This is a genomic window from Acinetobacter sp. B-6 (assembly GCF_056930735.1).
The window spans coordinates 245334-259570 of record NZ_JBXPBY010000001.1; the positions used below are offsets into that span (position 1 = coordinate 245334).

General features: G+C 37.5%; 11 protein-coding genes. 7 read left to right on the forward strand and 4 right to left on the reverse strand.

Translation table 11 applies throughout. The features are described 5' to 3' along the window. The first annotated feature begins 22 nt into the window (after positions 1 to 22). Complete coding sequence (locus AC1Z3T_RS01090; RefSeq protein WP_004829019.1) at positions 23 to 328, forward strand: hypothetical protein; 306 nt, start codon at positions 23 to 25, stop codon at positions 326 to 328. A 125-nt stretch (positions 329 to 453) separates the two neighbouring features. Here the strand turns inward: AC1Z3T_RS01090 and AC1Z3T_RS01095 are convergent, their stop codons facing one another. Then, complete coding sequence (locus AC1Z3T_RS01095) at positions 454 to 1374, reverse strand: LysR family transcriptional regulator (RefSeq protein ID WP_005032554.1); 921 nt, start codon at positions 1372 to 1374, stop codon at positions 454 to 456. 102 nt (positions 1375 to 1476) lie between these two features. On the opposite strand from AC1Z3T_RS01095, the gene aptA reads away from it, so the two are divergent. The 3 genes from aptA (at position 1477) to AC1Z3T_RS01110 (ending at position 6026) form a co-directional block, all read left to right on the forward strand. Further along, entirely contained in the window at positions 1477 to 2853 is a 1377-nt protein-coding gene (gene aptA, locus AC1Z3T_RS01100; RefSeq protein ID WP_100885589.1) for an omega-aminotransferase AptA, read from the forward strand. 51 nt (positions 2854 to 2904) lie between these two features. Further along, positions 2905 to 4470 (forward strand): CoA-acylating methylmalonate-semialdehyde dehydrogenase, encoded by a 1566-nt coding sequence (locus tag AC1Z3T_RS01105; RefSeq protein WP_418134818.1) that lies wholly within the window; start codon positions 2905 to 2907, stop codon positions 4468 to 4470. Positions 4471 to 4634: 164 nt separating this feature from the next. Beyond that, positions 4635 to 6026, forward strand: a complete 1392-nt coding sequence (locus tag AC1Z3T_RS01110; RefSeq protein ID WP_100885588.1) for an amino acid permease — start codon at positions 4635 to 4637, stop codon at positions 6024 to 6026. A 172-nt stretch (positions 6027 to 6198) separates the two neighbouring features. On the opposite strand, the gene AC1Z3T_RS01115 is transcribed toward AC1Z3T_RS01110, so the two are convergent. Beyond that, positions 6199 to 6540 carry a DUF6616 family protein gene (locus AC1Z3T_RS01115; RefSeq protein ID WP_100885587.1) on the reverse strand — a complete coding sequence of 114 codons (342 nt, stop codon included), beginning with the start codon at positions 6538 to 6540 and terminating at the stop codon, positions 6199 to 6201. 63 nt (positions 6541 to 6603) lie between these two features. Beyond that, positions 6604 to 7098, reverse strand: coding sequence for a MarR family winged helix-turn-helix transcriptional regulator (locus AC1Z3T_RS01120; protein WP_100886309.1), 495 nt, complete (start codon positions 7096 to 7098; stop codon positions 6604 to 6606). A gap of 610 nt (positions 7099 to 7708) precedes the next feature. Between AC1Z3T_RS01120 and AC1Z3T_RS01125 the strand changes: the two genes are divergently transcribed. After that, entirely contained in the window at positions 7709 to 9811 is a 2103-nt protein-coding gene (locus AC1Z3T_RS01125; RefSeq protein WP_483396436.1) for a TonB-dependent siderophore receptor, read from the forward strand. Between the two features lie 134 nt (positions 9812 to 9945). On the opposite strand, the gene pdxR is transcribed toward AC1Z3T_RS01125, so the two are convergent. Further along, the gene (gene pdxR, locus AC1Z3T_RS01130; RefSeq protein WP_151825001.1) at positions 9946 to 11460 is read right to left on the reverse strand and encodes a MocR-like pyridoxine biosynthesis transcription factor PdxR; all 1515 of its coding nucleotides are present in this window, start codon (positions 11458 to 11460) and stop codon (positions 9946 to 9948) included. Positions 11461 to 11874: 414 nt separating this feature from the next. Between pdxR and AC1Z3T_RS01135 the strand changes: the two genes are divergently transcribed. Beyond that, positions 11875 to 12630 (forward strand): TorF family putative porin, encoded by a 756-nt coding sequence (locus AC1Z3T_RS01135; RefSeq protein ID WP_483396437.1) that lies wholly within the window; start codon positions 11875 to 11877, stop codon positions 12628 to 12630. A gap of 334 nt (positions 12631 to 12964) precedes the next feature. Beyond that, positions 12965 to 14224 carry a Zn-dependent hydrolase gene (locus AC1Z3T_RS01140; RefSeq protein ID WP_046761507.1) on the forward strand — a complete coding sequence of 420 codons (1260 nt, stop codon included), beginning with the start codon at positions 12965 to 12967 and terminating at the stop codon, positions 14222 to 14224. Positions 14225 to 14237 lie beyond the last annotated feature (13 nt).

Consider the following 14237-nt stretch of genomic DNA (forward strand, 5'->3'; position numbering starts at 1 on the left):
CATTTCTTTAAAGGGGATTGAGATGGAGTTAATTAAAAAATTAGCCTTTTTATTAATAACATTTAGTATATCGATTTTAAGTTTAAATGCATCTGCTGAGGAGATCATGTTTTACGGGGATATAGTAGAATTTACCTGTGAAAGAGATTCAAATAATTCAAATTGCAAAATGATTGATAGCACTGTTGAAGCGATTAAAAGCAAAGCAAACGTTGATAGCCTTAGCTTTAACAGCTTGATTGAAAAGCAAGGCAATAGCATGGTTCACCTCAATATAGAAGATTTAGAAAGTGATCTACATAAAATATTGGTTGTGGATTATTACTAAATAGAAATTATGTTAATTGCATCACGTTTATTTTAATATTTATATTATGTTTGGCTTTAAATATGGTTTAGTTTTTAATTAGATTATATTTAAAGCGCTTTTTAATATATTTGTTGAAGTAAACATTATTGAATCGGTGGAACTATTCTTTTTAAAATATCCATAAAAGTTTTTAAAATAATATTAACATTTTTTCCTTTATGTGTAATAAGACATATAGGTGTACTATAATGCATAACATTTTGCATAATAGGTTTCATAAAGCCATCTACGACCCATTTTCTCGCATAGTGATCGGGTAAAAAACCAATAAATTTACCAGTCAGTATAAGAAAAGCGATTCCTTCTCGATCACTTGCAGTAGCAGAACAGTTTAATAACTGATGTAACTTCATTGCTTCTGGGCTGATGGCATAGTTTGGAAGCACTGTATTCCATTGCTTGAGGTCTTTTGGGTTGATTTTACCTGTGTGGTTGAATAAAGGATGATTTTCCCCACAATATAAAAATGAGTTTTCTTGATATAAATGAAAGTAATCCAATCCTGACAGTGGACTGACCAAGGGAATGGCACCTGCATGTAAACGGTTATCTAAAACACGACATTCGATATCGGACAATGTACTCATGCTGATATTGATCACCACTTCAGAATTTTCTTCAGCGAGTTGCGCCAAAGATTTGGTGATATAAGCACTTTGCATGGTGACCAGATTATTAATGATCCCGATGTTGAATTCACCTTTCAATTGATTGTGCATTTGATTGATTTTGGCACGAAAGTCTTCAATCGAGGCGGTCAACATTTCAATATATTGTAAAACCTCACGCCCTTCATCGGTGAGTGCAAAGCCTGCTCGCCCTCGTTGGCAAAGCCGAATACCTAAACGATTTTCAAGATCACTCATATGTAAACTAATCGCAGATCGGCTAATGCCAAGGATACTTTCGGCAGCTGTAAAGCTGTGGCAATCGCATACTGTTTTAAAAATTTTAAGCAACTTTATATCAAAATCAGTCACTTGGTTTAATTTTTTCGGTTTCATTTAGTTTTACTTTTTTATATCTAAACTCAAGATAATTTGAATTTATCAAAACTATATCGCTTTGTACACTCAAGACATAACCCTAAAACAAGAAGAGTGATTATGTTTGAGATCGATACATCAACTGACCGTGACTATGCAACGGAAGCAAGTCAATCCAATACGCAGATGAATTTGAACTATCAAGCTTACTGGATGCCGTTTTCTGCAAATCGTAATTTTCATCAAGACCCACGTATGATCGTTGGGGCACAAGGATCGTATTTAATTGATAGCCATGGGCGTGAAATTTATGACTCATTGTCAGGTTTATGGACCTGTGGTGCAGGGCATACGAGAACTGAAATTCAACAGGCAGTCAGTCAACAGTTGGCGAAATTGGATTATTCACCGGCGTTCCAGTTTGGTCATCCTCTGGCTTTTCAATTGGCTGAAAAAATTATTCAGCATATGCCTGAAAAACTACAACATGTTTTCTTTACTGATTCAGGTTCAGAATCCGCAGATACCGCGATCAAAATGGCACGCGCGTATTGGCGAATTCAAGGAAAACCAAGTAAGACCAAATTGATTGGTCGAGCACGTGGTTATCATGGAGTAAACGTTGCAGGTACCAGTTTAGGTGGCATTGGTGGGAACCGCAAAATGTTTGGGCAATTGATGGATGTTGATCATTTGCCTCATACTTTACAATCCCATTTGAGCTTCACCAAAGGCTGTGCAGAAACTGGTGGCGTAGCGTTGGCGGATGAAATGCTCAAGCTGATTGAGTTGCATGATGCTTCTAATATTGCAGCAGTGATTGTAGAACCAGTGTCTGGATCGGCAGGCTGTATTGTGCCACCTACAGGGTATCTACAACGCTTAAGAGAAATCTGTGATCAACACGATATTTTACTTATTTTCGATGAAGTCATTACTGGTTTTGGACGTATCGGAAAATGGACTGCGTCGGAATATTTTGGGGTAAGCCCAGATATATTGACCTTTGCTAAACAAATTACCAATGGTGCAATTCCTTTAGGTGGCGTAGTGGCGAGCCATGAAATCTATGATGCCTTTATGCAACAAGATCTGCCTGAACATGCGGTCGAATTTACCCACGGCTATACCTATTCAGCGCATCCAGTCGCGTGTGCAGCAGCATTAGCAACATTGGATGTACTTGAAAAAGAAAATTTAATTTCTCAGTCTGCACTTTTAGCCCCAAGTTTTGAAAAACTGATTCATGAATTAAAAGGTGCACCTCATATTCTTGATATTCGTAACTGTGGATTAATCGGTGCCTTACAATTAGCCCCTCGTGATGGAGATGCGACAATTCGTGGCTTTGAAATAGGAATGAAGTTGTGGAAAGCAGGCTTTTATGTTCGCTTTGGTGGTGACACCATTCAATTTGGACCGATGTTTAACAGTACCGAAGCACAGCTATCTCGATTAATGAATGCTGTTGGAGATACCTTATACCAAGTGAAATAAATTTTGTAGATGAAATCAAAGCTCATGGAAAATGACGGTAGACAAGGAAAAGTGATGAATAATTTAGAAAATTTTAGTCCAGCATCACCAGATACAGATTTTACAGAAACAATCGAAACGGTTGATGTCGTTGGACATTTTATTCAAGGTGGTCTGGTTGCTAAGACCACCAGAAAACAAGCTGTGTATCATCCAGCAACAGGTCAGGTTAGCAAACAGGTGGCACTTGCTGATACTGCACTGGTCAATCAAGTCGTTGAGCTTGCGCAGCAAGCATTCCCGGAATGGCGTGATACACCTGTGATAAAACGAGCGCGAGTAATGTTTAAGTTTAAACAATTACTTGAAGAAAATGCGGATAAACTCTGTGAATTAATTGGACAGGAACATGGCAAAATTTGTCATGATGCCAAAGGTGAATTGCAACGTGGCATTGAAAATGTTGAATATGCTTGTGGAGCACCTGAATTTTTAAAAGGTGAATTTTCAAAAAATGTCGGTCCAGATATTGATTCATGGAGCGAATTTCAACCTTTAGGTGTGGTTGCTGGAATTACCCCATTTAATTTCCCTGCGATGGTGCCACTGTGGATGTTTCCAATGGCAATTGTCTGTGGCAACTGCTTTATTCTGAAACCCTCTGAAAAGACTCCATCAGCAGCCCTATATTTAGCTGAATTGTTGAAACAAGCGGGTTTACCTGATGGTGTGTTCAATGTGGTCAATGGCGATAAAGAAGCAGTCGATGCTTTGCTCCATCATCCAAAAGTACAAGCTATGAGTTTTGTTGGTTCTACCCCGATCGCTGAATATATTTATCGTACAGCAACCTCAACAGGCAAACGTTGTCAGGCATTAGGCGGTGCAAAAAATCATGCCATTATCATGCCCGATGCGGATATTGATAATGTAGTCAATTCATTATTGGGTGCTGCTTTTGGCTCATCTGGTGAGCGCTGTATGGCATTGTCTGTCGCCGTGGCAATCGGTGATGAGGTTGCCGATCTTGTGATCGAAAAACTCAAACTGGAAATGCAACAGTTAAAGTATGGGTACTATGCCGATGAGCAAAATGACTTTGGACCGCTCATTACACAAGCACATAAAGAGAAAGTAGAAGCTTTTATCCAAAGTGCTGAACAACAAGGTGCTAAAATTGTTGTGGATGGACGCAATGCGAAGCCATTAGGTTATGAAACAGGTTTTTTTGTTGGTCCTACTTTGATTGATCAAGTCTCGTCAGAAATGCTCAGCTATCAACAAGAAATTTTTGGTCCTGTTTTACAGGTGATCCGCGTAGCAACCATGCAAGAGGCGATGCAATTGATTAATGAGCATGAGTATGGAAATGGGACTTGTATCTATACACGCGATGGAGAATCTGCCCGTTATTTTACCAACCATGTTCAAGTAGGTATGGTGGGCGTAAATGTACCATTGCCTGTACCAGTCGCATATCATAGTTTTGGTGGTTGGAAGCGTTCATTGTTTGGTGACTTATATGCTTATGGTCCAGATGGTGTGTGTTTTTATACGCGTCGCAAGACCATTACCCAACGTTGGCCCTCAGCTCAAATCCGTGAGTCCAAACAATTTGCAATGCCAACTTTAAATTAGCGTTGCGATCCAGAGAGAAAATCCTTGGTTTTCTCTCTTTATTTTTAATAGGAATTTAAAAATGTAATTCACAGTTTTATAAAAGCATGACCATTTTCCAAAGCGTTGCGACAAAGCTCAGATTTGAAATGGAAACTGCTGCTGATTATTTTAAGGAATAAAATATGAATAGTGCAAAAACAACAAAACTAGGTGAAGGACTTTCCAACCGACATATCACGATGATTAGTATCGGTGGTGTAATTGGTGCAGGTTTATTTGTTGGTTCTTCTGCTGCAATTGCAAAGGCGGGTCCTGCTGCTGTACTCGCTTATATTATTACCAGTGTAATTGTTTTTTTGGTGATGCGCATGCTTGGAGAAATGGCTGTTGCACAACCCGATACAGGTTCTTTTTCTACCTATGCACGTAAAGCAATAGGTCCTTGGGCAGGCTTTACCGTTGGATGGTTATATTGGTGGTTTTGGGTCTTGGTGATCCCCATTGAAGCGATTGCAGGTGCAGAAATTTTACATGCTTGGTTTCCACAAGTCTCCAGTGCGATTTATGCTTTTGCATTTATTATTTTACTGAGTCTTGCAAATTTCTTTAGCACGAAAAGTTTTGGCGAGTTTGAGTTCTGGTTTGCTTTAATTAAAGTGATTGCGATCTTATTGTTTATTGTGATTGGTGCAACAGCAGTATTTGGACTTTGGCCTTTGGCTCGTGATGTAAGTGGTGTGGGAAATTTATTTTCCAATGGTGGATTTATGCCTCATGGCATGGGCGGTGTGTTGTCAGCGATCCTAATATCTGCATTTTCATTTTTTGGTATTGAAATCCTCTCTATCGCAGCAGCCGAATCAAAAAATCCTCAGGAAAAAATTAAACGCGCGACCAATTTGGTGCTTTATCGCATTATCTTGTTCTTTGTTGTCTCAATCTTTCTTGCTGTTGCTTTGGTCGATTGGCGTTCACCAGATTTACAAAAGTTAGGTACTTTTCAGTATGTTCTGGTAAGCCTAAATGTTCCTCAAACTAAACTAATTATGGATATTGTGGTATTTATTGCGGTAGCAAGTTGTATGAATGCAGCGGTTTATACTTCTTCACGGATGCTATTTGCTTTAGGAGCACGCCAAGAAGCACCGAGACTGGTCACTAAAATTAATGGTTCAGGTGTACCGACGATTGCTGTATTTGCTTCGACTTTTATCGGGTTGATCTGTTGTGCTGTGAATTATATGTTCCCAGGCCAAGTTTTTGGATTCTTACTTTCAACTACAGGCTCTATTGCTTTGGTGGTTTACTTGGTGATCGCTGTTTCGCAATTACGTTCACGACATCAACTGGAAAGAATGGGTACGCAGATTAGTTTTAAAATGTGGATGTTCCCTTGGCTGACTTGGTTTGTGATTATCGTGATCATGAGTGTGTTGTCTTATATGTTTTTATCAGCTCAGTACAGCTATGAAACGACCTTGTCTTTGGGGGTAACCTCTATCGTGGTGATTTGTGGACTACTGGTGACCCGTAAGAATAAAACAACCAAAAGAGTAGTCGTACAAGTAGATTAGAGACTCTGCTCCAGTTTGGTCAAAAGATCAAAGATTGCTAAAGTGAGTTGATCAAGCTGTCAGAATTTATCCACTTTGAAGCCTTTATTCGTTGGCTGATAAAGTGGATAAATTTTATTTAAAAAAATAATCTGATTTGTTCAATCATTTGTAGGGATCTTGTTGAGCGTTTCTACCCATCATTGACCAAAGCTTGGATATGTTGAGGGAAATTTCCTTCTGCACCCGCAGCATTTAAGTGATCAAAATACTGATACCAACCACTGGCACGAATCCCATCAAGGAGTGCTTCACGCGCCTTTGGATCAGAAAAGCGCCAAATTCCTAAATATCGGTGTGAAGTATTTTGGTCGATTGGAGAAACGGTTTCTGTTAGGGTTAACACTTCAATACCCATACTTGACAGGTTTCCAAGTGCTTCACCAACAGTGTTCAGATACTGCATTCGCTGTTCATTTGATAGCGCCTGCCAAGTCGCATTTGGTGTATATAATTCAACAAGATAGTGGTACATATTGTTTTCCTTTCTTGGGGCGTTTTAAAGTTTTAGATAGAGGTTTTGTTAGATCTTGATATTTTAATCTTGTGGATGAATCAGGTTTTGACTCACTTTTTCCAAAAGCGCAGTGAGCTGTATGCGTTCTTGTATCGTTAAGTTGCCAAAAATCTGTGCAATCCAACGACTATGTTGTTCAAACACAATTTTCGCTGTTTGTTTGCCTTGCTTGGTCAGATGAATCTTTAAAGCGCGTCGGTCATCATGGTCAGCATGACGTATGATGAGTTCATCCCGTTCTAATCCATCCAACAAACCAGTCACTGTTGCACGCGTAATACCTGCTTTCTCAGCAATATCTTTTGGAGCTAAACCTTGAGGTGATGCATCTAATAAGAATAGAACGATAAAACGACCTTCGGTTAAACCATGCGGGGCAAGTTGCATTGCACAGTCATGATCAATCAAAGATGCGAGTGAAAGGGTTTGAAAGCATAATTTTATACTTTCAATGTCCGTAATGCTTTGTTTACTCGCTTCATCCAAGAGGGCTCGGTATTTTTGTTCTAGCTTCATTTTATTAGCTACCATATAGTATGGTGGCTAACTATATGCGTCATATCAAATATTGTCAACTTAATTGAGTCAAGGTTTAGTTAAATTTGAGTCAAAAAATATTGATGAAATTGTTGAATTTTTATTTAAAGAATAAATTTAAAATGATGTGTTTTAAGTTTTTTATAAAGATATTTTTTATAATCAAATTTAGATGATTGAACAAAAGTGGGTGATTGGATTGCTTTTTTGATCTTTATTTTTTTGGAGTCTAGAAATCAGTCAAAATAGATATTTGGTAAAGTGGAACAAAAACAACCATGGATAGAGTAATTAAAAGCTTAGAAAATTTGACAGATCTTTTTTACAATTAATATAAATCAATTAGAACAGAATAGACTGAAACCCTTGGAATGGGCATATCTTTAAGCTCATGACTAGGTGTTAGATACGATTCAAGATATGCCCTGAGTTCAATAATGACTAAGAATATCTCAATAACTCAGTATTTCTATATTTTATTTAAAGGGTTAAATTTAACGATATTAAAAGTCAGTTTTTCATATAAAATTATTAGGAATTTAAATGTAAATGATTATAATTACGTTTAAATTTTTATAGTTGTTGTTTAATGCAATTTAATAAATCCTCCCTGACATTTTCTGTGCTTGCCATCATGGCAAGTAGTTCCTATGCACAAACTGAAGTTGGTCTTGAACAGCAAGTAGACACTCAAAAACTGCCCACCATTACGGTTCAAGCAGAAAATAATCAGCAGCCTTATGCACCTAAAACAGCAAATGCTGTTTTAAGATCGAATACGCCTTTATTTGAAACAGCTCAGTCGATTAGTGCAATCGGTCAGCAACAGATTGAACAAAAGCAAGCGAAAACTGTTGCTGAAGCCTTGGAAGGTGTGGCAGGGGTCACGTCAGGACAATATGGTCGCCGTGGGTGGGATGACTTTATTATTCGTGGGCAGATTTCAAGTTCGCAAACTTTTATTGATGGTCTACGGATACAGGCATCTGATAATGTTTTGCGTGCTGAAGATATTTCGGGTTTAGAATCCATCGAAGTAGTCAAAGGACCAACTTCCGTGGGCTTTGGACTTGCCTTGCCTGGAGGACTAGTAAATATAACGACTAAGCGTCCACAAGCTGAAACAGCCTATAAAGCAACACTGAGTTATGGAAGTTATGGTTTAAAAGAAGGGACATTTGATCTTAACTATGCACCCAATAATAGTGCAAAAGGTGCTTTTCGAGTTGTCGGACGAGTATCTGATCAGGATGACCCTACAGATCATGTTTATTTTAAAAATCAATATATCGCACCATCTTACAATTTTGATTTAGGTGATAAAAACGATCTTTCTGTCATTGCCAGTTATCAACATCGTGAATATATTCGTCAACAAGGCATTCCATATAGCAAAGGCAATTATAAAAACTATCCATCAAGCCTATTTTTTGGTGAACCTGATCATGGTTATGATGTTGATGTTTATCGTCTCGGTGCAAATTATGCCCATTATTTTGACAATGACTGGGTGTTTAAACAGAACTTTGCCATCACTAAAACAGATACACAGGGCAATCCGATATTGGCATCAGGAAGCAATACATTACCGACAATAAAACGTGCAATTAACAATCAAGATAAACAGGACTTGAACTATACCTTAGACAACAATTTGCAACGTAATTTTGATCTTGGAAAGGTCAATTATGATGTGATGGTTGGAGTCGATATGATGCGTGAACGAAGTGATTATGCACGTCGAACAGATACCATTAATGCTTTTAATGCAGATCGTCCTGTCTATGGAATCACCAGCACAAAATTAGGTACGCCAACTCAAGCATTGACTTATAGTCAGTACGCAGGGCTCTATCTCCGCAATACCATTAAGGTGGATGATCATTGGATTATCGGGCTATCAGGTCGTCATGATTGGACACAAATCGAAATTGACAATATTTTAAAAAATACCAGTACAAAGAATTCAGATCGTGCATTTACTGGTAATGGTTCAGTGATGTACCGCATCAATGATATGTTTGCACCTTACATCAGCTACTCTACTTCATTTATGCCTGTGACCGATGCAGGAGAAAATGGACAATTACTGAATCCTGAAAAGGGTAAACAAGCCGAGGTTGGGGTTAAATTACAAGCACTTGATCAGCGTTTACAAGGTTATGTTGCCTATTATGATTTAACCCGCAGAAATGTCACAGAAACAGATGCTTCTGGAAATTTTTCGATTCAAACGGGTGAACAAGTCACTAAAGGCTTTGAAGCTGAAATAGCAGCAGCAATCACCAATCAATGGAATATTTCAGCGAATTACAGTTATATCCCAACGGCAAAAGTGACTGAAAGTGTGATCAGCAGCGACATTGGTAAGCGTAGTAACCATGTGCCTAAAAATGCCAGTTCATTGTCAACTCAATATTATTTTAGTCCAGATAAATTAGGTTGGAATATTGGTGCTGGCATTCGTTATCAAAGTTCTCGAACTGCACAACGTAATGCTGACTTCGTCTATCTACCAAGTTATGCATTATTTGATGTCAATGCAGGATATGAGGCTAAAAATTGGGGTGCAGGGCTGAGTATTAAAAACTTATTTGATCGAGAATATCTAGCAGGAACGACACCGAATGCTCAATTGGTCAATTGGGGTGATCCAATGATGGTGCGCTTGAATGTGAAGTTTAAGTATTAAGTAAAAGGCTATTTTCTAAATATAACGCTTATTTTAATATTCAACTCAGTGGGTATACCTAAAACAAATACCCACTTTGTATTTGAGCATTCAAAAATTTAGTTAGCCTGTTATAAAAGTATTTTTTGATTGAGTTATACATTGATTTTTGGAACATTTGAATGAACACCATTTTCAATTAAACATTGTCGTAAAATACTAAATGTAAAAGTCATATCTTGTTCTTGAACACAAGCAAAACCAAGTAATAACCCTTGTTGAATAGGTGTATGGGTACCTGAATAATATTGTGAAAGTGGACGAACATTAATACTTCGAGAAAGTGCTAATCTGCAGATTTCAACATCATTGGCATGTTCAGGTAATTTGAGAACCAAGTGTAAGCCTGCATCATGATTATATTCATGTAAAAATTCTTCACCTAAATAACGATGAATCAGTTCAATCAGGTATTTGTGCCTTTTAGCATAAAGTAAACGCATACGACGAATATGTGCAGCATAATGACCTTCAACAATAAATTCAGCCAAAGCCTGTTGTGTCAATAAGTGTCCCCCTCGATATAGTTCTGCTGATATTGTTCTGAGGGGGTGTACAAGTTGTTTGGGAACCACCATATAACCAATACGAAGAGCGGGATAGATCGTTTTACTAAAGGTTCCTATATATATGACGGGTGTATTTTCTTCTAAACCTTGCAATGAAGGATAAGGCTGACCTGAAAAGCGAAATTCGCTGTCATAATCATCTTCGATGATCCAGCTATTGTACTTCTTTGCGATATCCAGCAATTTTCTTCGTCTCGATAAGCTTAAATGTGAGCCTAATGGATATTGATGTGAAGGCGTAACAAAAATTAATCGAGGAGTGATCTGCGGTTGTTCTTTCGGGATAATCCCCTCAGCATCTACAGGTATTGGGGTAATAGATAAACCATTGATACGAAGAATATTTTTTGCACCCCAATAACCTGGATTTTCAATCCAAACCTCATCGTTCAAATCACACAAGGCACGAGATATAAGATCAACAGCTTGATGAATACCTTCTGTAATAATAATTTGATCAGTTTCACAATTGACTGAACGAGCAATCTTTAAATATTCAGCAAGCGCCTGTCGCAATTCAATACATCCACCTGCATTACTATAGATCAAATTTGAGATTTCAGGTTGGCGACTGAGGCGTGATTTAATACGATTAAATTCAACATGTGGAAATTCAGTGACATCAGGTACACCAGGAACAAAAGCACCCCATTGATAAGGGGACGCAGCTGCATGTTCAAGTAAGCCTACAGCACGGTCAGAAAGTGTAAAATTTGGCTCAATTTTGGCTGTTGAGATGGAAGAAGGTGTTGAACCAACCTCAATATAGTGATCTGGTAAGGTTTCAGATACCCAAGTTCCGCGTCCAGTATGCGCTTGTATATAACCCTCGGCTCGTAATTTTTCATAAGCATTTAATACAGTATTACGTGAAACATTAAGTTCATTTGCTAAATCGCGTGAAGCTGGAAGGCGAGTATTGGGTACAAGAACGCCTTCTAAAATTGCATCTCTCAAACAATTAAAAACTCGACTGGGTAAAGTACCTCCGCAGGTTTCTTGTAAATGCTGTAATAGATAGTCTGCTAATAGCGTATGCAATTGACTGTCTCCTTGAGCCCTAAAATGGTCTCTTTATTTGTTATAAAAGATGCACATTAAGTCAAAATCATGCATTTGAATGTTGTTTCCATATCGGTTGTTTGAAGCTATTTAAGTGCCGAAGATATTATTATTTTTATAGTACAGTCATTAAATTGATACATAGCATATTGCAATAAATGTTCGTAAACAGCAAGCAAGCTCAGTTAGTGTTGGGAGAATAGATTATCCAAGCCATCTAATTTTTGATGTTTTTTTATTTCATTATTAAGTACATAATTGGAATCCTTTAACTGGGTTATATTTTTGGTGGTTTAAATGGTACCCATTATTTAATTAAATTGGTTCTCGGTTTAATTCTTAAATGAACGAAAATAAAAATTCAAAATAATTATCGACTCAAGGAATAAGTCAATGATAAAAAATACAGTGATGCTTGGGGTTTTCGCATCAACAATTGTCTCAAGTCTTAATGCCAAAGCGATTGAGGATAAGATATTAAAAGATCAGTTTGTGATTAGTGGCTCACTTTCATTTTTAACAGAATATTATTGGCGAGGAGCAACGCAAACACAAGGTAAACCTGCAGTTCAAGGTATTCTAAGAATGGATCATGATACAGGTGTATATGCACAAATTTTTGCATCAAATATACAGCTTGGAATTGGAAGTAGTTTAGAGTTTGATTATTTTCTTGGATATAAGTATTCACTCAATGATCACTTAAAATTAAATTTACAGTATTTGGATGTGAACTATCCTGGCAAAGACAAAACTTTGCCACAGGTGGATTTTGAGGAATATTCACTCGAGTTAGCTGCTTCAGATTTATTGCGTAGCGATGATCAACTGGACTTTTCGTTTTATTATTCACCTGACTACACTTTAGAAACGGGGAAAATGTTACGTTACGAAGCGGGTTATCGCTTTCCAATCAATGCAAAGTGGGGAACTTATACTCAAATTGGATATAATAAATTTTCCAGTCTAGATGCGTATGCACGACTTTGGGACACGGATAAAAAGAAATATTTTTACGACTATAAAGTTGGAGTTGACTTAAGCTTTCAGAATTTTATTTTTGATTTGTATTATGCTGATGCAAATATAAATAAAGCTTTATCAAATGCAGATTCTACTGTGGTGTTTAGTTTAATTAGGGTATTTTAAATAGGTGATAAATATAATATGGTTTAAAAATAATGATTTTATTTGCAAGCTTATGGATGGGTTGGTTTTATATTTTTGTGTGAGAAATGACTCAAGAATGAGTTGGTTGATTATAAGATTATTTTAATTTTTTATATTTTTTCAACAGTATTTTATATGCTAAATAGTGTTTTAGTGCCAGTTAATTACACGTTTGTAATATAATTTTTTTTGCTTGTTATTTTTAAATTGGTTCCTAAAAATGTAAGGGAATTGGTACTCGTTTTTAAACTAATTATCTTTCAAAGTACATATTAAGCTAATTCTAAAAATATTTAAAAAGGATGAATAAAAAATGAGAGTAAATGCAGAGCGATTATGGCAAATGCTGATGGAAATGGCAAAAATTGGCGCCACTGACAAAGGTGGAAATACACGTCTTGCACTGAGCGATCAGGATATTTCTGGACGAAACTTACTTTTAGAATGGGCAAGAAAAATTAATCTTTCAGTACATTATGATGAAATAGGGAATCTGATTTTACGCCGTTCAGGTCAAAATGATGAGCGATTGCCCATTGTAATGGGAAGTCATTTAGATACTCAACCTAAAGGTGGACGTTTTGATGGTATCTATGGTGTTTTAGCTGGAATGGAGGTATTGCAACGGCTTACAGAGGAGAACATCACAACATCTCATCCGCTTGAACTTATCGTGTGGATGAATGAGGAAGGGGCGAGATTTACACCAGCGATGATGGGCTCAGCGACATTTGTTGGAATATTACCTAAACAACAAGCCTATGATACGACTGACAAACATGGTATCTCAGTATATGAAGAACTCATACGTACCCAGCAATTGGGTAAATATCCGTTGGCGCGCCCATTTCAAGCCTATTATGAAGCCCATATAGAACAAGGACCAGTGTTAGAAAACAATCAAATTGCAATTGGTGTTGTGACTGGTGGACAAGCGATTCTTTGGTTAGATGTCGAGACCAAAGGTAAAGCTGCGCATGCAGGCACCACGCCTATGAATATGCGCAAAGATACCATGGTGGGTACTGCTGAAATGATTGTTGCATTAGAGCAACATATTTTAGAGAAGTTTCCACAAGGCTTAGTGACCTTTGGTGAAATGCAAGTTGCAAACTCTTCACGCAATACTATTCCGGGGCATCTTCAATGGACCATTGATTTACGTCATCCAGAGGATGACATATTAAAGGCAATGGAAGTTGCAACGCGTAACATCTTACAGTCATTCGCTATTCAAAGAGGCTTAGAGCTTCGGATTTCACAGCATTGGCTCAGTCCAGCCACTTATTTTGATGCTATGTGTGTTGGTACGGTTCAAGATGCAGTAGATCAACTGGGTTATAGCCATCAACCGATTGTCAGTGGTGCAGGTCATGATGCAATTAATATTGCAAAACATTGCCCAACCACCATGATTTTTATTCCTTGTATTGGTGGTTTAAGTCATAACGAAGCTGAGGACGTGCATTTCAAAGATGCAAGCCAAGGAGCTGATGTTTTACTCAATGCAATTCTAAATTATGACCAAAAGTGTGCAGGATCAATGCGACAAAAACAAACAGAAGCAATTTAACAATTCTAACAAG

What these genes read in the sequence shown, in the direction of transcription:
- AC1Z3T_RS01090 (WP_004829019.1), top strand. Translation starts at nt 23, where the DNA reads ATGGAGTTAATTAAAAAATTAGCCTTTTTATTAATAACATTTAGTATA.
- AC1Z3T_RS01095 (WP_005032554.1), bottom strand. Translation starts at nt 1,374, where the DNA reads ATGAAACCGAAAAAATTAAACCAAGTGACTGATTTTGATATAAAGTTG.
- aptA (WP_100885589.1), top strand. Translation starts at nt 1,477, where the DNA reads ATGTTTGAGATCGATACATCAACTGACCGTGACTATGCAACGGAAGCA.
- AC1Z3T_RS01110 (WP_100885588.1), top strand. Translation starts at nt 4,635, where the DNA reads ATGAATAGTGCAAAAACAACAAAACTAGGTGAAGGACTTTCCAACCGA.
- AC1Z3T_RS01115 (WP_100885587.1), bottom strand. Translation starts at nt 6,540, where the DNA reads ATGTACCACTATCTTGTTGAATTATATACACCAAATGCGACTTGGCAG.
- AC1Z3T_RS01120 (WP_100886309.1), bottom strand. Translation starts at nt 7,098, where the DNA reads ATGAAGCTAGAACAAAAATACCGAGCCCTCTTGGATGAAGCGAGTAAA.
- AC1Z3T_RS01125 (WP_483396436.1), top strand. Translation starts at nt 7,709, where the DNA reads ATGCAATTTAATAAATCCTCCCTGACATTTTCTGTGCTTGCCATCATG.
- AC1Z3T_RS01135 (WP_483396437.1), top strand. Translation starts at nt 11,875, where the DNA reads ATGATAAAAAATACAGTGATGCTTGGGGTTTTCGCATCAACAATTGTC.
- AC1Z3T_RS01140 (WP_046761507.1), top strand. Translation starts at nt 12,965, where the DNA reads ATGAGAGTAAATGCAGAGCGATTATGGCAAATGCTGATGGAAATGGCA.